The organism is Streptomyces sp. NPDC053474 (assembly GCF_044544845.1).
GTDB lineage: Bacteria > Actinomycetota > Actinomycetes > Streptomycetales > Streptomycetaceae > Streptomyces.
This window is the reverse complement of the sequence record NZ_JBITXV010000024.1, coordinates 46,773-65,590: the sequence shown is the minus strand read 5'-3', so window position 1 is coordinate 65,590 and position 18,818 is coordinate 46,773. Positions and strand designations below refer to the sequence as shown.

The 18,818-nt window shown below is 74.3% G+C and carries 13 protein-coding genes; 4 read left to right on the top strand and 9 right to left on the bottom strand.

Annotated elements, in window-relative coordinates; all coding sequences use genetic code 11:
* Positions 1 to 54: 54 nt before the first annotated feature.
* Positions 55 to 1,041: an acyl-ACP desaturase gene (locus tag ACIG3E_RS37925; RefSeq protein WP_399625120.1), complete on the bottom strand. Its 987-nt coding sequence runs from the start codon at positions 1,039 to 1,041 to the stop codon at positions 55 to 57.
* Between the two features lie 128 nt (positions 1,042 to 1,169).
* Positions 1,170 to 2,420: a PucR family transcriptional regulator gene (locus ACIG3E_RS37920; protein WP_399625117.1), complete on the bottom strand. Its 1,251-nt coding sequence runs from the start codon at positions 2,418 to 2,420 to the stop codon at positions 1,170 to 1,172.
* Between the two features lie 279 nt (positions 2,421 to 2,699).
* Between ACIG3E_RS37920 and ACIG3E_RS37915 the strand changes: the two genes are divergently transcribed.
* Positions 2,700 to 3,593, top strand: a complete 894-nt coding sequence (locus tag ACIG3E_RS37915) for a DUF4394 domain-containing protein (protein ID WP_399625115.1) — start codon at positions 2,700 to 2,702, stop codon at positions 3,591 to 3,593.
* Between the two features lie 42 nt (positions 3,594 to 3,635).
* Here ACIG3E_RS37915 and ACIG3E_RS37910 read toward each other — a convergent pair whose 3' ends face one another.
* Complete coding sequence (locus ACIG3E_RS37910; protein ID WP_399625112.1) at positions 3,636 to 5,924, bottom strand: ATP-binding cassette domain-containing protein; 2,289 nt, start codon at positions 5,922 to 5,924, stop codon at positions 3,636 to 3,638.
* A gap of 10 nt (positions 5,925 to 5,934) precedes the next feature.
* Complete coding sequence (locus ACIG3E_RS37905) at positions 5,935 to 7,599, bottom strand: ABC-F family ATP-binding cassette domain-containing protein (protein ID WP_399625110.1); 1,665 nt, start codon at positions 7,597 to 7,599, stop codon at positions 5,935 to 5,937.
* A 375-nt stretch (positions 7,600 to 7,974) separates the two neighbouring features.
* Here ACIG3E_RS37905 and ACIG3E_RS37900 point away from each other — a divergent pair, with 375 nt between their 5' ends.
* Positions 7,975 to 8,808 carry an isocitrate lyase/phosphoenolpyruvate mutase family protein gene (locus tag ACIG3E_RS37900; protein ID WP_399625108.1) on the top strand — a complete coding sequence of 278 codons (834 nt, stop codon included), beginning with the start codon at positions 7,975 to 7,977 and terminating at the stop codon, positions 8,806 to 8,808.
* A gap of 67 nt (positions 8,809 to 8,875) precedes the next feature.
* On the opposite strand, the gene ACIG3E_RS37895 is transcribed toward ACIG3E_RS37900, so the two are convergent.
* Positions 8,876 to 9,292 (bottom strand): SsgA family sporulation/cell division regulator, encoded by a 417-nt coding sequence (locus ACIG3E_RS37895; RefSeq protein WP_399625106.1) that lies wholly within the window; start codon positions 9,290 to 9,292, stop codon positions 8,876 to 8,878.
* Between the two features lie 468 nt (positions 9,293 to 9,760).
* On the opposite strand from ACIG3E_RS37895, the gene ACIG3E_RS37890 reads away from it, so the two are divergent.
* Entirely contained in the window at positions 9,761 to 10,777 is a 1,017-nt protein-coding gene (locus tag ACIG3E_RS37890; protein ID WP_399625203.1) for a WD40/YVTN/BNR-like repeat-containing protein, read from the top strand.
* Here the strand turns inward: ACIG3E_RS37890 and ACIG3E_RS37885 are convergent.
* Together ACIG3E_RS37885 and ACIG3E_RS37880 are read right to left on the bottom strand one after the other, a co-directional pair.
* A complete protein-coding gene (locus tag ACIG3E_RS37885) occupies positions 10,774 to 11,073 on the bottom strand; it encodes a YciI family protein (protein WP_399625104.1) in 300 nt (99 codons plus the stop codon). The genes ACIG3E_RS37890 and ACIG3E_RS37885 overlap by 4 nt on opposite strands.
* Before the next feature lie 347 nt (positions 11,074 to 11,420).
* Positions 11,421 to 14,513 carry a BTAD domain-containing putative transcriptional regulator gene (locus tag ACIG3E_RS37880; RefSeq protein ID WP_399625101.1) on the bottom strand — a complete coding sequence of 1,031 codons (3,093 nt, stop codon included), beginning with the start codon at positions 14,511 to 14,513 and terminating at the stop codon, positions 11,421 to 11,423.
* A 220-nt stretch (positions 14,514 to 14,733) separates the two neighbouring features.
* Between ACIG3E_RS37880 and ACIG3E_RS37875 the strand changes: the two genes are divergently transcribed.
* Positions 14,734 to 17,295 carry an ATP-binding protein gene (locus ACIG3E_RS37875; protein ID WP_399625099.1) on the top strand — a complete coding sequence of 854 codons (2,562 nt, stop codon included), beginning with the start codon at positions 14,734 to 14,736 and terminating at the stop codon, positions 17,293 to 17,295.
* On the opposite strand, the gene ACIG3E_RS37870 is transcribed toward ACIG3E_RS37875, so the two are convergent.
* Positions 17,199 to 17,588 (bottom strand): hypothetical protein, encoded by a 390-nt coding sequence (locus tag ACIG3E_RS37870; protein ID WP_399625098.1) that lies wholly within the window; start codon positions 17,586 to 17,588, stop codon positions 17,199 to 17,201. The genes ACIG3E_RS37875 and ACIG3E_RS37870 overlap by 97 nt on opposite strands.
* Positions 17,585 to 18,790 carry a hypothetical protein gene (locus tag ACIG3E_RS37865; RefSeq protein WP_399625096.1) on the bottom strand — a complete coding sequence of 402 codons (1,206 nt, stop codon included), beginning with the start codon at positions 18,788 to 18,790 and terminating at the stop codon, positions 17,585 to 17,587. The genes ACIG3E_RS37870 and ACIG3E_RS37865 overlap by 4 nt, the downstream gene beginning before the upstream one ends.
* Positions 18,791 to 18,818: the final 28 nt, after the last annotated feature.

The following is an 18,818-nucleotide window of genomic DNA, read 5'->3' as shown; positions in this document are numbered from 1 at the left end:
ATGGGCGGGTGGGGAAGAAGGCCCGGCGCGGTGGCGGTGGGGCTGGGGCCGGGCTCAGGCCTGGGGCTTGGCTCCGGCCCTGGCCTCGATGCGTGCCTGGCGGGCAGCCAGCCGCTCGTCGAAGCGCCGCGCCTCCCCGTCGAGCCCGTCGAGGAAGAGCCCGAGCTCCTCCTGGGCCCGCACCCCCTCCGGGCCGAGCCCGGGAATGCTCATGACCTTGAGGAAGCGAAGGACGGGCTGCAGCACGTCGTCGTGGTGGATGCGGAGGTTGTACACCCCGCCGATGGCCATCTTCGCGGCGGCCCGCTCGAAGCCGGGAATGCCGTGCCCGGGCATGCGGAAGCCGACGACGACGTCCCGTACGGCCATCATCGTGGCGTCGGGCGCGAGCTCGAAGGCGGCCCTGAGGAGGTTGCGGTAGAAGACCATGTGCAGGTTCTCGTCGGTGGCGATGCGCGCCAGCATCCGGTCGCAGACCGGGTCGCCCGACTGGTGCCCGGTGTTGCGGTGGGAGATGCGGGTGGCCAGCTCCTGGAAGGCCACGTACGCGACGGAGTGGAGCATCGAGTGCCGGTTGTCCGACTCGAACCCCTCGCTCATGTGTGCCATGCGGAAGCGTTCCAGCTCGTCCGGGTCCACCGCGCGGGAGGCCAGGAGGTAGTCCCGCATCACGATGCCGTGGCGGCCCTCCTCGGCTGTCCAGCGGTGCACCCAGGTGCCCCAGGCCCCGTCGCGCCCGAAGAGCGTGGCGATCTCGTGATGGTAGCTCGGAAGGTTGTCCTCGGTGAGGAGGTTGACGACGAGGGCGATGCGCCCGACGTCGGTGACGGGCGACTGCCCGAGCGCCCAGGCCTCGCCGTCCTCGAACTGGCCGGGGAAGTTCCGCGCGTCGGAGAACGGCACGTACTCGTGCGGCATCCAGTCCTTGGCGACCTTCAGATGGCGGTTGAGCTCCTGCTCGACCACTTCCTCCAGCGCGTACAGCAACCGGGCGTCGGTCCAGGTGTCCGGGCTGGCGAGGTGGGGAGAGGTGAGCGTCACGGGTGCTCCAGGGGGGAGGGGGAGGGGGACGGAAGGGGGCGGCACGGGGGTGCCGCGAGCGAGGTTACCTACGGAATCGTAGGTTACGTTCCCGTAGGTTAAGCCCGCGGTAAAGAGTGACGGTGGTCTCAGCGCACCGCCAGGCGTCGGGTGACGGCCGCGCTGAGGACCCGTACGCCCCGCGTGGAGCCCGGCGCGAGACCGGTGAGGTCCCGTACCCGGCGAAGGCGGTAGTCGAGGGTGCGGGGGTGCACGTTGAGGGCGGCCGCCGTGGCCCCCCGGTCCATGTCGTGGTGGTAGTAGGCGTCGAGAGTGAGGACGAGGTCCGGTCCGGGTTCGAGGTGCCGGGCCACTGTAGCGAGCCAGGAGTCCACGAACGGCACGTCCACGACGGCGAGTTCGACGAACACGTCCGCCGCGGTGTGCGGCCGCAGCCGGGCGGTCGCCCGGCGCAGAGGGGCTGCCCGACTGATGCGCCGGGCCCCTTCCAGGGCGTCGGCGAGCTCCGCGACCGGCGCGGTGGCGGTGCCCGCGGCGCAGGGGCGGCCGACGGCTCCGGCGAAGTCCCGCACGAGGTCGAGGGCGAGGTCGGGCACGGGGTCGAACGCGAGCCCGGGGAGGTGATCGGGTGCGCGGCCGGTCACACCGCGTGCACCCGAGTCCGCGTCAGTGTCGGTGTCGGGGACCAGCGCGATCAGCTCGCCGCCCCCGTCGCCCGCCGGGCACCACACCATCGGCACCCGGTGGGTCTTCACCAGCGCCTCGACCTCGCGCTCCGGGCCGTGGTGGCCCCCGGCCCCGTGCGGCACCCGGATCACCGTCACCGCGAAGGATCCGGGCAGCTCCATGTCCACGGCCGCGGCGAGCTCCGCCGCCATGGGGTCGTCGGCGAGGAGCGTCCTGGCGAGCAGGGCGACCTGCTCGACGTACGGCAGGCGGCGGCTCAGGGCGGTCACGAACCCCTGGCAGTAGGCGGCGATGCCGCGCTCACCCTGCGGGGCGAACCAGCTCATCATCCGCAGGAGCTCCTCGGCGCCGCCGCCGCGCTGCGCTTCGACGGCCTCGTTGATCTCGCGCAGCATCAGCGCGGTGTGCAGGCGCAGGACCCGCTGCCGTGACTCCAGGGACATCCCCGAGCCGCCCCGCAGCTCACCCATCGAGGCGATGTCGGCCAGGTCGCCCGCCGTCAACGCGGTGTTGCCCGGGGACAGTTCGAGCGTCCGGCGGCGCAGCCACACCGCGTACTCCAGCGTCTCGGCCCGCGCGCGCGTGTCGGCGTCCAGGGAGGCGAACTCCGGGATCTCGCGCGTGTACGCCTCTACCTCCCGGCGCGCGCTGTTCGCCGCTTGCCGGGCCAGCTCGGCGAAGAGGCTCCCCATGGCCGCGAGCATGCCACCGCGCGCGCAGGGCCCGACAGGGGGAATCCGGTCGGCGTTCACACCTCGCACACATTCCGGCCGGGGAGGAGGGCGGCCGTTTGTCACCCCGCGCAAAGTTCCGCGAACGGGGCGCCCTTGTCCCGGCAAGCGCTTGTCGACCCCCGGTGACCTGGGCTTAATGGGAACCGCGCACCCACCCGTGGGGGAAGCACCGTGGCGATCGGAACACCTCGCATGTGCCCCATGACGTATTCCGGCAACAACGGGAGGGAACCACCGATGAAGATACGCAGCAGAACGCACGGCAGAAGGAGACTCGCGGCGGCCGTCGCACTCCTCACCGCGTCGACCGCGCTCGTGATGAGCGCGCCCGGCACCGGCTCGGCGGCGCCCGCCGCCACCCCCAGCCTGCAGGCGTACGGGATCAGTAGCGACGGCCTCTCGATGGCCGCGTTCAAGACCGACAATCCGCAGCGCCTTGACTGGGTGCGGGACATCACCGGCCTCAAGGGCGACCAGAAGGTGGTCGGCATCGACTTCCGCGTCCAGGACGGCCAGCTGTACGGGGTCGGCGACAAGGGCGGGATCTACACGTTCAAGTGGCCGCCCGAGGTCCCGGAGCCGACCGCCACCAAGGTCTCCCAGCTCCAGTTCGACCTGTACGGCACCCACTTCGGTGTCGACTTCAACCCGGCGGCCGACCGGCTCCGCGTGATCAGCGACAACGGCCAGAACCTGCGGCACAACCTGAATGACCACACCACGGTCGAGGACGCGGTCCTCACCACCCCGCCCGCAACCGGGTGGACGCGGGGTGTCAGCGCGGCCGCGTACACGAACAACGACCTGAACGGGGCCACCGGCACCCTCCTGTTCGACATCGACACCAAGCTGGACCAGCTGGTCGTCCAGGCCCCGGCCAACAACGGCACCCTGTCGCCGGTCGGCTCCCTCGGCGTCGACGCGGGGCCCAACGCGGGCCTCGACGTCTACAGCACCCTCTCGGGCGGCAAGACGGTCGCGAACGCGGGCTTCGCCATCCTCGGCCCGCCGTCCGGCACGGTGAAGTCCAGCCTCTACAACGTCAACCTGTTCACCGGCGAGACCGAGCTCATCGGCCGGTTCCCCGCCGTGGACATCACGGACCTGGCCATCTCCCTCACCGGCAAGTGAGCCCGCGCCGCGGCCCGGCGGCCACCGGGCCGCGGTGACGGCCTACGCGGCCACCGCCCGCCGCAGGTGCTCCGCGGTGAACGACCCCTCGGCGGCGAGCAGTTCGCGCGGCGTCCCCTCGAAGACCACGCGGCCGCCGTGCTTGCCGCCGTCGGGGCCGAGGTCGATGACCCAGTCCGCGTGCCGGACGACGTCCAGGTTGTGCTCGACGACCAGGACGGTGTTCCCGGCGTCGACGAGCCGGTCGAGCAGGGCGAGGAGCCCGTCGACGTCCGCCATGTGCAGACCGGTCGTCGGCTCGTCCAGGACGTACGTCGCCCCGGTGCGGTGCAGCTGGGTGGCCAGCTTGATGCGCTGGCGCTCGCCGCCCGAGAGGGTGCTCAGCGGCTGCCCCAGGGTGAGATAGGTGAGCCCGACGTCCCGCAGGGCGCCGAGGCGGCGGCGCACCGCCGGGTCGGGGAAGTCCGCCAGGAAGTCGAGGGCCTGCTCGGCGGTCATGTCCAGGACGTCCGCGATCGAGCGGCCGCCCACGGTCAGCCGGAGCACCTCCTGCTTGAACCGCCGCCCGGCGCACTCCTCGCAGGTCGTCGTCACCGGGTCCATGAACGCCAGGTCGCTGTAGCTGACGCCACGGCCCTGGCACCGCTCGCACGCGCCGCTGGAGTTGAAGCTGAACAGGCCCGGCTCCGTGCCCGTGTGCCGGGCGAACAGGGTCCGTACGCGGTCCATGACCCCCAGATAGGTCGCCGGGGTCGACCGGCCCGAGATGCCGATGGCCGACTGGTCCACGACCACGGCGTCCGGGTGCTGCGCGGTGAACACCCCGGCGACGAGCGTGCTCTTGCCCGAGCCCGCGACGCCGGTGACCACGGTGAGCACGCCGAGGGGCACGCGGACGCTGACGTCCTGGAGGTTGTGCAGGTCCGCGCCCTTGATCCAGGCGCCGCCGACGGGCTCGCGCGGCTGCTCCTGCACGCCCCCGGGGCGCCGCAGGGCGCGGCCGGTCGGGGTGTCGGCGGCGCGCAGCTCGTCCGGGGTGCCCTCGAAGACGACCCGGCCGCCGTGGGTGCCCGCGCCCGGGCCCATGTCGACGACGTGGTCGGCGATCGCGATGACGTCCGGGTCGTGCTCGACGACCAGGACGGTGTTGCCCTTGTCGCGCAGGCGCAGCAGCAGATCGCCCAGGCGCCCCACGTCCCGCGGGTGCAGGCCGACGCTCGGCTCGTCGAAGATGTACGTCATCCCGGTGAGGCTGGAGCCGAGGTGCCGGACCATCTTCAGGCGCTGGCCCTCGCCGCCGGAGAGCGTGGACGTCTCGCGGTCGAGGCTGAGGTAGCCGAGGCCGATCGCCTCGACGCGTTCGAGCGCGGCGACGGCGGCCCGGGCGACGGGGCCCGCGACCGGGCCCTCGACGCGGCCGAGCTCCGCGATGAGGTCGGTGACCTCCATGCGGGCGCAGTCGGCGATGTTCAGGCCGTTGATGCGGCTGGCCAGCGCCGCCGGGTTGAGCCGCGCGCCCGCGCAGGCGGGGCAGCGGTCCTCGACGAGGAAGCCCTGCACCAGGTCGCGGGTCTTCTGCGACAGGGCCGACAGGTCGCGGTGGAGGTAGAGGCGTTCGAAGCGGTCGGCGAGGCCCTCGAAGCCGATGGCGCGGGCGCCGCCGGTGTTGTCGACGCTGACCTTCCTGCTGTCCGGATGCCCGCGCAGCAGGAAGTGCCGCTCCTCGGCGGTGAAGTCGCCGAGCGGCTTGTGCGGGTCGAGGTCGGGGGAGTTGGTGTACGTCTGGCCCTGCCAGGTCCCGGCGGCGAACGGCGGGAACAGGACCGCGCCGTCCGCCAGGGACCTGGCCGGGTCCAGGATGCGGTCGTAGTCGGGCCGCACGGTGCGGCCGAGCCCGGCGCACTCCGGGCACATGCCGCTCGGGTCGTTGAAGGAGTACGCGGTGGCCGGGCCCGCGCTCGGGCTGCCGTGCCGCGAGAACAGGACCCGCATCACCGAGTAGATGTCTGTCATCGTGCCGACGGTGGACCGGGAATGGCCGCCGATCGGCTTCTGGTCGACGACGATCGCGGGCGCCAGGTCCTCGATGGCGTCCGCCTGCGGCCGCTCGTACTTCGGCAGGCGGTTGCGGACGAACCAGGTGAACGTCTCGTTGAGCTGGCGCTGCGACTCGACGGCGACGGTGTCGAAGACGACCGACGACTTGCCCGAGCCGGACACGCCGGTGAAGACGGTGAGCCTGCCCTTCGGGATGCGCAGGCTCACCTCCTTCAGGTTGTTCTCGCGGGCGCCGGTGAGGGTGATGTGGCCATGCTCGGTAGCTGCGTGCATACCTCCGAAGCTATTCGGGATACCCGACAGCTTCTGTCTGGATTTCCAGATTCTCCCGGTGGTTTCCCGTGATCTCCTTGATCTCGCCGTCGAGCAGCAGCCAGCGCGTGATGCCGATCGACTCCAGGAACGGCACGTCGTGGCTGGCCACGATCAGCGCGCCCTCGTACGCCTCCAGGGCCGAGGACAGCTGCCGTACGCTCGCCATGTCGAGGTTGTTCGTCGGCTCGTCGAGCAGGAGCAGCTGGGGCGCGGGCTCGGCCAGCATCAGCGCCGCGAGCGCCGCCCGGAACCGCTCGCCGCCCGACAGGGTCGCCGCCCGCTGGTCGGCCTTGGCGCCCCGGAACAGGAAGCGGGCGAGGCGGGCCCGGACCCGGTTGTTGGTCGCGTCCGGGGCCTGGAGCGCCACGTTCTCGGCGACGGTCAGGTCGTCGTCGAGAACGTCGAGCCGCTGCGGCAAAAAGCGCATCGGCACGTGGGCGAGCGCCTCGCCGCCGACCGGCGCGAGGCCGCCGCCGATGGTCCGCAGGAGCGTGGTCTTGCCCGCGCCGTTGCGGCCCACGAGCGCGACCCGCTCCGGGCCCCGCAGCTCGAACTCGCCCTGTACGCGCGCTCCGTAACGCAGTGTCAGATTGCTGAGGGTGAGGACGGTGCGGCCCGGCGGCACCGCCGTGTGGGGCAGGTCGACGCGGATGTCGTCGTCGTCCCGCACGGCCTCGACCGCGTCGTCGAGGCGCTCCTTGGCCTCGGCGAGCTTCTCCTCGTGCAGGACGCGGTGCTTGCCCGCGGACTCCTGGGCGGCCCGCTTGCGGTTGCCCATGACGATCTTCGGCTCGCGCTTCTGGTCCCACATCTTCTGGCCGTACCGCTTGCGCCTGGCCAGCTTGACCTGGGCGTCGGCCAGTTCGCGCTTCTGCTTGCGCAGATCGGCCTCGGCGACGCGCACCATGCGCTCCGCCGCCTCCTGCTCGACGGCCAGCGCCTGTTCGTACGCGGAGAAGTTCCCGCCGTACCAGGTGACCTCGCCCTCGCGCAGATCGGCGATCTGGTCGACGCGGTCCAGGAGTTCGCGGTCGTGGCTGACCACCACGAGCACGCCGGACCAGGCGTCGACGGCCGCGTACAGGCGGCGCCGGGCGTACAGGTCCAGGTTGTTGGTGGGCTCGTCGAGCAGCAGGACGCCGGGCCCGCGCAGCAGCAGCGCGGCCAGGCGCAGGAGCACCGACTCGCCGCCGGACACCTCGCCCGTGGTGCGGTCGAGGCCGATGTGGCCGAGCCCGAGCTGGTCGAGCGTCGCCAGGGCGCGCTCCTCGACGTCCCAGTCGTCGCCGACGGCGGTGAAGTGCTCCTCGCGCACGTCGCCCGCCTCGATGGCGTGCAGGGCGGCGCGCGTCCCGGCGATGCCGAGGACCTCGTCGACGCGCGCCGCGGTGTCGAGGGTGACGTTCTGCGGCAGGTAGCCCACGTCGTCGGCGGTGCGTACGGTGCCCTCGGCCGGGGCGAGTTCGCCCGCCACGAGCTTGAGGAGCGTGGACTTGCCGGAGCCGTTGCGGCCGATGAGCCCGGTCCTGCCGGGGCCGAACGCGGCCTGGAGGCCCTCGAAGACGGAGGTGCCGTCGGGCCAGGCGAAGGACAGCGACGTCACGGTGATGGAAGGGGTGGGGGCGGTAGACATACGGCCTCGCGGTTGCTCGGTGGTGTGAACGGGGGCAACGCGTGTGAGACACCGCGGGGGGCCGGACGTGCCGGGCCGGAAGGGGCCGGACACGGAAGGAGGGCCCTGTGCCGGGGCGGGACGGCTCGTACGCCGAGGTCGCACGCGACGCACACAGCGGTGGAACGGCTGTGTGACGCGGTGTCTCAGGACCTCAGACGAGCAACGTCCTTCTCCAATCGGCGGCAACAGAAGCGGTATCACCGTAAGAAGCGCAGGGAAGCGCTGTCAACGCGATTTTCCTCCGCCCCGGGTGCGGGCGCGGGTGCGGCGTCCTCGACGACCGTGTCGGATTCCTGCCGGACCGGGTGCGGCGGGGCTGGTTGAGTGCTGCGCATGACGCATGAGAACGACCTCGCGACCGCCTTCCGTGACCTGCACGTCCCCGGGTCCCCGCTGGTCCTGCCCAACGCCTGGGACGCCGCCAGCGCCCGGCTCGTGGAGACGGCGGGAGCCGCCGCCGTCGCCACCACGAGCGCCGGGCTCGCCTGGGCCCTCGGTGCCGGTGACGGCGACCGGCTCACCCGTGACCAGGCGCTCGCCGCCGTGGCCCGGATCGTGGACACGGTCTCCGTGCCCGTGACCGCCGACGTTGAGGGCGGCTACGCCGAGGACGCCGCGGGCGTCGCCGAGACCGTCCGGGCGGTCCTCGCCGCGGGCGCGGTCGGCGTGAACATCGAGGACGGCCGCCACACCGGGGGCGAGCCGCTGCGGCCCGTCGCCGAGCAGGCCGGGCGGATCGCGGCCGCGCGCGGCGCCGCCGACGCGGCGGGCGTGTCCCTGTTCGTGAACGCGCGCGTCGACACCTATCTGCGCGGCGCGGGGGAGGGGGTGGCGGAACGGCTCGCGCTGACCCTGGAGCGGGCCGCCGCGTTCCTCGACGCCGGGGCCGACGGCGTCTTCGTCCCCGGGGTGGTGGACCCGGAGACCGTCGAGGCCCTGGTCGCGAAGGTCGACGGTCCCGTCAACGTGATGGCGGGGCCGGGGGCACCGCCGGTGGCGCGGCTCGCCGCCCTCGGCGTGGCGCGCGTCAGCGTCGGCTCGGGCCTCGCCCAGGCGGCGCACGCGCTGGTGCGCGGGGCGGCGCGGGAACTGCTCACCGAGGGAACGTACGGATCACTGACGGGCGGGCTCGACTTCGGCGAGGTCGACGGCCTCTTCCGCCGCTGACGGCGGGGCGCGCGGGGGCCCGGCGTGACGGGTGCGGCGGCCCCGGTGTGGCGGGTGCGGCCGCGCCTCAGCAGGCGTCGCGCATCAGATCGGCCAGGTCCTGGTCCAGGTCCACGTGCCGGTGCTCCTGGCCCGCGGGGACGAGGACCATCGTGCGGTGCAGGAACCGGCGCAGGTCACCGGTGCGGATGTGCACGATGGCCGTTCCCTCGGGGGCGTGGAACTCCAGGACCGTGCGCTCGTAGCCGTACGGCCGCACCCGGACGTCGCCGTCGCCCACCGTGTTCTCCACGCCCTGGCTGAGCAGGTCGCGGGCGAAGGTCCAGTGCACCTCGACGCCCTCCAGGGTCGCCGGGGCCGGGAAGCTCATGCGCACCGCGAAGGGGTCGCGCTGGTCGTAGTGGAGCGTGGCGGGGATGGTCGGCATCCGGGGCGCGGCGGCGACCAGGCGGGCCTCGACGGCCTGCTCGATGACAGTGGACAAGGCCTGCTCCCTTGACTCTGGCGACTGGACGACCTGGGTGTGCACGACGGTGGTCGGGCACTTGAATAGACGTGGGAATCGGGGAATCCGTGCATGCGAGGCCCGGTCGGACCGAGTGACCTCTGTCACCGCGACACCGTGAACCGCGGCGCGGTTCCGGCCGTCGGCCGCACGAGTGCCCCGGTTCGGCCATCTGGACGCCACCCGCGCCGTGGGCTAGCTTCGCCCGCCAGGAGATCCACGGGGCAGCTGAGGCATGCGGATGTCAGGGGGCGTGTGGTGCGTACGGGACGTGTGACGCGACACGGGGCGAGCGGTCTGGGAGTGGCGCTGGGCGCGGTGGCGCTCGCGGCGGCGTCCCTGGTCGCGCCGGGAGCGGCCGGGGCGGCGGACGGGGCCGGGGCGGGGTCCGGGGCCGGGACGGCGGCCGGGGTCCGGGGCGGTGCGGCTGCGGAGGCCGGTGGGTCCATGGAGGCCGGTGGCGGCGGGGTCGCCGCGCACCGGGGCGGCTCCCCGCGCTGGGACCTCAAGCCCACCGGCACCGACGCCCGGTTCCGCGGCCTCGCCGCCGTGAGCCGGAGCACGGCCTGGGCGGCCGGTTCGAAGGGCACCGTGCTGCGCACCGCGGACGGCGGCGCGCACTGGCGGAACGTCTCGCCGCCCGGGGCGTCCGGCTTGGAGTTCCGCGACGTCGAGGCGTTCGACGCACGCCGGGCCGTGGCCCTCGCGATCGGCGAGGGCGAGGCCTCGCGGCTCTACCGCACCGCCGACGGCGGCAAGACCTGGACGGAGGCCTTCCGCAACGCGGAGCCCAAGGCCTTCTACGACTGCATGACCTTCTTCGACCGCCGCCACGGGCTCGCCATGAGCGACCCGGTGGACGGCACGTACCGCATCCTGTCCACCGCGGACGGCGGCCGCTCCTGGGAGGTCCTTCCGGCCACGGGCATGCCCGCCGCCCAGGAGGGCGAGAGCGCCTTCGCCGCGAGCGGCCAGTGCCTGGTGAGCGCGGGCCCGCGCGACGTGTGGCTGGCCACGGGGGGCGCCGCCCGCGCCCGGGTCCTGCACTCGGCCGACCGGGGCCTGACCTGGACGGCCACCGACGCGCCGATCCCGGCGGGGGACCCGGCGCGCGGCGTCTTCGGCCTCGCCTTCCGCGACCGTACGCACGGGCTCGCCGTCGGCGGCGACTACCGCGCCGGGGAGGCCTCGCCCCGGGCCGCCGCCGTGACCCGCGACGGCGGGCGCACCTGGCAGGCGGCCGCGCGCCCGGTGCCCGCCTACCGCTCGGGCGTCGCCTGGCTTCCGCACAGCCGCACCACGGCCCTCGCCGTCGGCCCCACCGGCACCGACCTCACGACGGACGCGGGGCGCTCCTGGCGCACGGTCGACGCCGGTTCGTACGACACCGTGGACTGCGCGCCGGACCTCGGCTGCTGGGCGGCGGGCGAGAAGGGCCGCGTGGCGCGCCTCGAACGGCGCTAGGCGGGCAGCTGCTGGCGGTACTCGGCCAGGGCGGGCGCCGTCTTCGTGGCCAGGAACTCGGTGATCCGGTACGTACACACCCCGCCGGTGACGAACGGGTCGAGCGCCGCCACCCGCTCGATCTCCTCCCGGCTGTCCCCCACGGCCAGGATCACCCCGCCGTCCCGCGGGTTCTTCCGCCCCGAGGCGAGGAACACCCCGGCGGCATACTGCGCGTCGAGCCAGGCGACGTGCTCGGCGAGCAGGGCGTCGACGCGGTCGACCGGGGCGGTGTAGGTGAGCTCCATGACGAACATGGGCTGAGGCTACTCCGCCCCGGGGCGAGCGATCAGACGCGGTCGGCGCCGCCGGTCCCGGGCATCGCCGACACATGGTGGCCGACGGGTGCGGAAGACGGCACGGACGTCCCTACCAGGGAGGGGATGCATATGGCGGTTACGAGGGCGACCGCCAAGACCACTCGCCGCATGAACTTGTTTTTCATGTGCTTGGAAATTACCTCTCAGTAGAACCCGCATGGGAAATGAGGCACCCCCGTCGCCTCGATCGCAGAGTCTTGAGCAACGGGCCTGGATTAGGCAAGACCTCTGCGGAAAGTGGTCCCGAAACGTGGGTGGTGTGTGACCGAGGCGCGTTTCCTCTGCTATTGCAGGGGATTTCCGCGAGCATGTTCGCCGCTGCGGCCGTCCGCCGCCGCGCGGGTGCGCGGCTCGCGCTGCCGGGTGTGCAGTTCGCGCAGAATCGCGCGGGCCCGGTCCGCCTCGTGGGCCATTCCCGAGCGGTCCGCCACCTCGATGGCCGCCTCCAGGTGCCCGGCCGCGGCCGCGGGCTCCCCGGTCTGCTCCTCGGCGGCGCCGAGGCCGAGCAGCGCCTGGACCTCTTCGTGGGCGGCGCCGATGCTGCGGGCCAGATCGAGGGCGCGCCGATGCTGGTCGGCCGCCTCGTGGGCGTGGTCGGCCGCGCTCAGCGCGAGGCCCATGTCGTGCAGCGTGATGGAGGCGTTGCGGCGGTCGCCGATGCGCCGGAACGTATTCAGGGAATCGCGATACAGGTCCAGCATCGCGTCGAGCTCGGCGGGCGAGTTCATGGTGTGCGCGAGATTCACCTGGGTAATGGCGTGTTCCGACGGGCTGCCCGATTCCGCCAGTAATTCGAGGGCGCGGCGCAGGAAATCCCGCGCGGATTTCTGATTGCCGAGGTTTCCTTGGAGGTCGGACAGGTTGTTGAGTACATGCGCCTTTTCTCGGTCGTCGCCGGAGGCGTGAAATCCCGAGAGCGCGGCGTTGAAATGTTCCTCGGCCCGCCGGACATCGCCCAAATACAGGCGGGTGATGCCGAGATTGTTCTGGGAGCGGGCGATCTGCCAGAGGTCGCCCGTGGGCAGGCGCAGCGCGAGGGCGGCGTTCTGGTGGGCGAGCGCGTCCAGGAGGCGGCCGAGGTTCCAGTGCAGCACGCCCAGCTGATGGCGCACCTCCGCCCTCAGTACGGTGTCGCCGAGCCGGTCCGCGACGGCACGCGCGCGCCGCAGCGCGGTCCTCGCCTGGTCGTAGCGGGCGCAGCGGGACAGCGCGGTGGCGAGCTTGAGCAGGGCGTGCACCTCCGCGTTCGGCTCCTCCGCGGCCCGCCAGTGCGCCGCCGCGGCCGCGAGCATGCGCTGGGACTCCGCCGAATAGCCCTCCTCGTCCAGGAAGTTCGCCAGCGCCCCCGCGAGCAGCGCCGCGTCCTCGAGGGCGTTCTCGGCGCGGCAGTGGCGTTCCGCGGCGACGAGGCCCGCGCGTTCGGCGGTGAGCCAGCGGCGGGCCGCGTCGGGGCTCGGCCAGGCGGGCAGGGCGTGGCCGCGGGCGGGGCGGGGCAGCTCGGGGCGGGCCCGGCGGGGATAGACCAGGCGGTCCGCGGCGTCGGATGCCTGTACGTAGAAATCGATCAACCCGCGCAGCGCCCCGTCGCGTGCGTCGGCTGGATCTTCGGACAGGGAAAGCGTGCGCGCATATTCACCCAGCAGATCATGGAAAACATAGCGCTCGGGCCTCGGCTCCTGAATGAGATGCGCGTCCAGGAGGGACTCCAGGACGCGCTCGGCGCGGTGCACGGGAAGCCCCGTGAGCGCGGCCGTCGTGAACGTCTCGAAATCAGGCCCGAGTTGGAGCCCGAGCTTCCGGAAAACGGCCCGCTCTTCGGCGGTCAAGGTCATGTACGAGACTTCAAACGCGCGCACCATTTCGCGGCTCCCGTCGCGGATCTCCGCGAGGCACCCGTGCCCGTGGGTGAGCCGGTGCAGCAGGTTCGCGGTGGTCCAGGCGGGCCGCGAGGCGAGGCGTCCGGCGGCCAGTTCGATGGCGAGCGGGAGGTACCCGGAGAGCCGGACGATGTCCGCGACCTCGTGGGCGCGGCCCGTGCGCTCCGGCCCGGCCAGGCGCCGGAAGAGCGCGACGGCGTCGTCCGGCGGCAGCACGTCGAGCAGGACGGGCCGCACCCCGGGAAGCCCGGTGATCCGGCGGCGGCTCGTGATGATCACGAGCGAGGGGGAGGCGCCGGGCAGGAGCGGGCGCAGCTGCTCGGGGCCCGCCGCGTCGTCGAGGACGATGACCGCGCGCCGGGCGCTGAGCAACGTACGCCACAGGCTGACGAGTTCGTCGAGGGTGTCGGGGACGGCGCGGGCCGGTACGCCGAGGACCCGCAGGAGCGCCATCAGCGCGGCCTCGGGCGTGAGGGGCTCCTGGCCGGGGGAGTGCGCGCGCAGGTCGAGATGGATCTGGCCGTCGGGGTAGCGGCCGCCCAGGCGCCGCGCCGCGTGCAGGGCGAGCAGGGACTTGCCGACCCCGGCCATGCCGGAGATGGCCTGGAGCGCGATGACGGCGCCGGGCTCGGCCCGCGCGGGCGCCGCGCTCAGGATGGTGTCCAACTCATGGGTGCGGCCGACCAGTTCGGGGTGGCTCGGCAGGGTGCGGGGCGCGGCCACGGCGGGCTCGGGCGGCGGCAGGAGCTCGTGCAGGGGCGCGCCGTTCAGGACGAGCCGGTGCAGCCGGGTGAGCGCGTCGCCCGGGTCGGTGCCGAGCTGTTCGCGCAGTCTTCGGCGGACGGTGTCGTACACGCGCAGGGCGTCGGACTGCCGCCCGCAGCCGTAGGCGGCGGTCATCAGCTGGCAGGCGAGCGTCTCGTCGCTCGGGTACCGCTCCAGGAGCGCGCCCACCTCGGGCACCAGCTCGGCGAAGTGGCCCCGGCGCAGCTCGATGCCGAAGCGGGTCAGCTGTGCGGCGAGGTGCTTCTCCTCCAGGCTCGCGCGCACCCGCGCGGCCCAGAGCCCCGGAAGCCCGGCCAGCGGCTCGCCGCGCCACAGCTCCTCCGCCTCGCGCAGCAGGCCGAGGGCCTCGGCGTCGCCGCCGCCGTCGGTCAAGGAGCGGGCCCGGTCGGCGAGTTCGGCGAAGCGGTGGCAGTCGACCTGGCGCGGGTGCAGTGCGAGCGTGTAGGTGTGCGCCTGCTGGAGGAGCAGCTCGCCGTCGCACACGGCCCGGAGCCGGCGGCGGATGCGCGCCGCGTACGCGTGCACGCTGGCGCGCGGCTTGGCGGGCGGGGCGTCCTCCCACAGCCGGTGGATGAGGGTGTCCAGGGAGACCGGGCGGCCCGCGTCGAGCGCGAGGGCGGCGAGGACCAGGCGCTCCTTCGCCGACCCGAGGCGGTCGCCGTGCCCGGCGCGGCGCAGCTCGACGGGGCCGAGGACGCGAATGCCCAAGTCCACCAGTGCCTCCCGGTGCTCCGCAGGTCGGCTCGCGCTCTGGTTGGGCGTTAAAGAATCGCACGCGGTCCATATCGTTCACATCAGGAGGGGGCGCGACTTCTTTTATTGGCTTGATTTGCTTTGTCGTTCGGATTGCTTAGTTATTCGATCAGATGTGGGCGGGTACAACGCTGGAACGGTAACGCGCACGGCCACGGTGAAGCGGGGAAAGGGCGGCGGAATGGAGCAGGTGACGGCCGTCGCGCTGATGGCCGCGCTGCCGCGGGCCGCCGCCCTGCCGCGCCACCGCGACGCCCTGCGCGTGCTCGCCCGCACGTCCGCCGCGCCCGCCACGGCCGCCCTGGTGCGCGCCTGGGCGGCCACGGAGGCGGGGCACCGGGGCCCGGAGGTCGTGCACGCGGTCGCCGAGGCCCTCGCGGCGGACGCGCGCGAGCGGCCGCTCCTTGCGGTGGCCCTGACGGCCTGGCTCACCGAACTGACGGACGCCGAACCGGATCTGGCCCGGCCCCACGACCCCGGCCACCCCGAGGAGGCGAGCCCCGCTCGCGGCGCGGGCCGAAGACCGGACCCGGCCACCGCCAACACCATCGGGCCTGGCGCCCACATCACCGGGCCCGTCCTCCAGGCCCACGGCATCCACGGCGACGTCCACATCCACCCCGCGGCCCGGCCCCCCTCGCCCCCGGCCCCGCGCCAGCTCCCGCCCGTGCCCGCCCACTTCACCAACCGCCGCACCGAACTCGCCGCCCTCGACCGGCTCGTGGCCGCCGCCCGGCACCCGTCGCGGATCGTCGTCATCAGCGGCCCCGCGGGCGTCGGCAAGACCGCCCTGGCCCGCCGGTGGCTGCTCGCCCACGCCGACGCCTTCCCCGACGGCCAGCTCTACGCCGATCTGCGCGGCCACGCCGACGACGGCCCGGCCCGGCCCAACGAACTGCTCGGCGAGTTCCTGCGCGCCCTCGGCCACGAGCAGCCGCCCGCGGAACTGCGCGAACGCGCGGCCCTGTGGCGCACCGCCACCGCCGGAGCGCGGATCGCGGTCCTGCTCGACAACGCCCTGAGCGCCGCCCAGGTCCGCCCCCTGCTGCCCGGCACCCAGCGCGCGCTCACCGTCGTCACCAGCAGGGGGCGCCTGACCGGCCTCGGCATGGACGGCGCGGCCTTCCAGCCCCTCGACGTGCTCGCCGCCAAGGACGCCGTACGGCTGCTCAGCCGCAGGGTCGGCGCCGACCGCGTGCACCGCGAGCCCGAGGCGGCCCTCAGGGTCGCCACGGCCTGCGCGGGCCTGCCGCTCGCCGTGTGCGTGGCCGCCGCCCGCCTCGCGGCCCGGCCCCGCCAGCCCCTCGCCGCGATGGCGGGTGCGCTCGGCCGGGGCGCCGCCCCCGCCCTGGACGCGCTGCGCATCGAGGGCGAGTACGCCGTGCGCGGCGCCCTGGACGCCTCGTACCGCCAGCTGGAGCCCGAACTCGCCCGCTGCTACCGCTGCCTGGGCCTGGCCCCGGTCGCCGTGCTCACCCCGCCGGTCGCGGCGGCCGCCTGCCGTCTGGGCCCCGGCGACGACGCCGTGGACGTCCTGGACGAGCTCGCCGAGGTCAACCTCCTGGAGGACCTCGGCCCCGACCCGCGCACGGGCCTTGGCAGATACCGGTTCCACGACCTGGTCCGGGCGCACGCGCAGCGCCTGGCCGAGGCCGAGGAGACGGCCGCGGAGGCCGCCGCCGCGGTGCGGCGCGTCGTGGACTACCACCTCGCCGCCGCGACCGCCGCCGAAGCCCTGCTGAGCCCGAGCCACCGCACCCTGCGCCGCGACTACGCCGAACCCGTCGCCCAGGAGCCGCCGTTCGCCGACGCGCCCGGCGCGCTGCGCTGGCTCGACGCCGAACGCACCCAGCTGATGACCGTGCTGCGCACCGCGGAGGCCAAGGGCATGTACGCCGGCGTGTGGCAGCTCGCCGACGCCCTGTGGCCCATGTTCCTGCGGCTGCGCCCCTACGACCTGTGGATCGAGGCGCACGAGCGGGGCCTCGCGGCGGCGCGCCGGGCGGGCGACCGCGAGGGCGAGAGCCGCATGCTCACCTCCGGCGGCACCGGGCTGCGCAACGTGGGCCGCCACGACGAGGCGATCGCCTGGTTCACCCAGGCCCTGCGCGCGGCCCGCGACGAGGTGGCCCGCCTGACCGGGCACCCCGACGGCGGCGGCCCCGCCCTGGCCGCGGCGCACCGCGCCGAGGCCCAGGCCCTGCACGGCATCGGCCAGTCGTGCCGGCTCGCCGGGCGGCTCGCGGAGGCCGCCGACCACTTCGAGCGGGCCCTCGCCCTGCGCGAGGCGGTCGGCCACCGGCGCGGCACCGCCCTGACGCGGATCTGCCTCGGCGACGTCGCCCTGGCCGCGGGCCGCCCGGACGACGCCCTGGGGCCGCTCGCGCGCGCCCGCGTCGACCTGCTCGCCGAGGACGACCCCTACGACGCCGCCCGCGCCCTGGCCTTCATCGGCCACTGCCGCACCCTCATCGGCGGCGGCGAGCGGGCCGTCGGTGAGGAGCAACTGCGCGCCGCCCTGGCCGAGTTCGAGGCCACGGGGGCGACGCACTGGCAGGGCCGGGTCCTGGAGATGCTCGGCGAGAGCGCCGAGGACCGCGGGGACCCGGCCGCGGCCCTCCACTGGTACGAAGGCTCCCTGGCCCGCTACACGTCGGCCGGGGCCCCCGACACCGACCGGCTGGCCCGCCGCATCCGGCAGCTCCCGCCGCCGGACCCCGCGGCCCCGCCCGCACCCTCCTGAACCAGGCGTCCGTACGCGGCGACGGCGAAGGCCAGGAGACCCCCGAGGCCCCCGCTCCCGGCCCGCCCGTGCCGCGCGCCGCCGCGGCTCACCGCGACGCGGCCCCCGCCCCGCACCCGCAGCACCACCAGGGCGCACCCCGGATACCGGTCCAGCAGCCGCCCGGCCACCACCGGCACCTCGGCGGCGGCGTACGGGCGGCCGCCGTACAGCACGTCCGCGCACTCCCGCCAGGCCTCGCCCGCGCCGCCGGGGCACCCCGCGTCGAAGCACACAAGGACGGGCCCGGTCACGCGGGCACCTCGTCCCGGTGGTCGCGCGAGCGGCGCCGGGGCACCGGGAGCGGCGGCAGGGCGGGCGCGTACGCGGGCTCGCCGAGGCCGAGGACGCGGTACAGCAGGCGCCGGGCGTTGCGGCCGAAGCGGCCCGGCTCGGAGGAGATGCGGCGGCCGATGCGCGCGTACCGCTCGCCCGGGTACTCGGCGCGCGCGTACGCGAGCTGTTCGGGCAGCGGGCGCGCGCACGACAGGGCCGGGGCGACCCTGGCCAGCTCGGCCCCGGGCGACGCCGGGTCGACGTCGGCCTCGGGGAAGCGCGCGAGGAGCACGGCGGCCCGGGTCAGCGTCGCGTACAGGGTCACCGAGCCGTGGTCGCCGATCACCCAGTCCGCGGCGATCAGCGGCGCCCGCCAGTCGGCCTCCGGCGGCAGGACGGCGATGCCGTGCCGCCGCGCCGCGGACAGCCAGGAGCGCACCTGCCAGTCCCCGTGCCCGGCCCACACGTTGGGGTGCACCAGGACGGCCACCTGGAACTCCTCCCGGGGCAGCTCCGTGAGCAGCCGGGGCAGGAGCGCGTCGAAGCGGCTGAAGGACGAGCCGGGCCCCCACGTCGAGCAGACCAGGAGCAGCTTGCGTCCGCCGCGCAAGCCCAGGGCCGCCCGGTAGCGGCGCCGCAGCGGCAGGCTCGCCACGATCCGGTCGTACGTCGCGTCGCCCACCACCTCGGCGACGGGCAGCGCGTCGGGGCAGCTGCGCCCCAGCGTCGTCAGGTCCTCCTCGTGCGCGAGGGCGAGCGCGGCCGGGACGACCCGCCCGTTGCGCGTCAGATACTGCGGGCCGAGCCCGCCGACCGTGCGCGGCGCCCCCGGATCCCGGTCGTCCAGGGGCCTGGACAGCTTGATGTGGCCCGCGCCGTGCGGCAGCCGCACCAGCGGGCCGCGCAGCCGGTCCACGCCCTGCGACCCGGCGGCGAGCACCAGGTCGAAGTCGCCGCGCAGCGCGGCGCGCCAGGGCAGGACGGGCGTGCCGAGCGCCCTGAGCGAGCGCAGCGCGCCCGCGTTGAAGGCGTGCGGTGCCACCGTGAAGTCGACCTGGAGCCGCAGGTCGGACTCCAGGAGCGGCAGCACGTCCCCCAGGCGCTGCCCGTACACCTCGGTGTGCACGACGACCAGGACGCGTTTGCAGCCGGGCAGCGTCAGCCACTGCGTACGTTCCACGGGATCCCCCCGGTGTGGTGTGAGACGG

Bases quoted from the DNA above. Each gene is read 5' to 3' on its own strand.
- ACIG3E_RS37920 (WP_399625117.1), bottom strand. From the start codon at position 2,420: ATGGGGAGCCTCTTCGCCGAGCTGGCCCGGCAAGCGGCGAACAGCGCG.
- ACIG3E_RS37915 (WP_399625115.1), top strand. From the start codon at position 2,700: ATGAAGATACGCAGCAGAACGCACGGCAGAAGGAGACTCGCGGCGGCC.
- ACIG3E_RS37910 (WP_399625112.1), bottom strand. From the start codon at position 5,924: ATGCACGCAGCTACCGAGCATGGCCACATCACCCTCACCGGCGCCCGC.
- ACIG3E_RS37905 (WP_399625110.1), bottom strand. From the start codon at position 7,599: ATGTCTACCGCCCCCACCCCTTCCATCACCGTGACGTCGCTGTCCTTC.
- ACIG3E_RS37900 (WP_399625108.1), top strand. From the start codon at position 7,975: ATGACGCATGAGAACGACCTCGCGACCGCCTTCCGTGACCTGCACGTC.
- ACIG3E_RS37890 (WP_399625203.1), top strand. From the start codon at position 9,761: ATGGAGGCCGGTGGCGGCGGGGTCGCCGCGCACCGGGGCGGCTCCCCG.
- ACIG3E_RS37885 (WP_399625104.1), bottom strand. From the start codon at position 11,073: ATGTTCGTCATGGAGCTCACCTACACCGCCCCGGTCGACCGCGTCGAC.
- ACIG3E_RS37875 (WP_399625099.1), top strand. From the start codon at position 14,734: ATGGAGCAGGTGACGGCCGTCGCGCTGATGGCCGCGCTGCCGCGGGCC.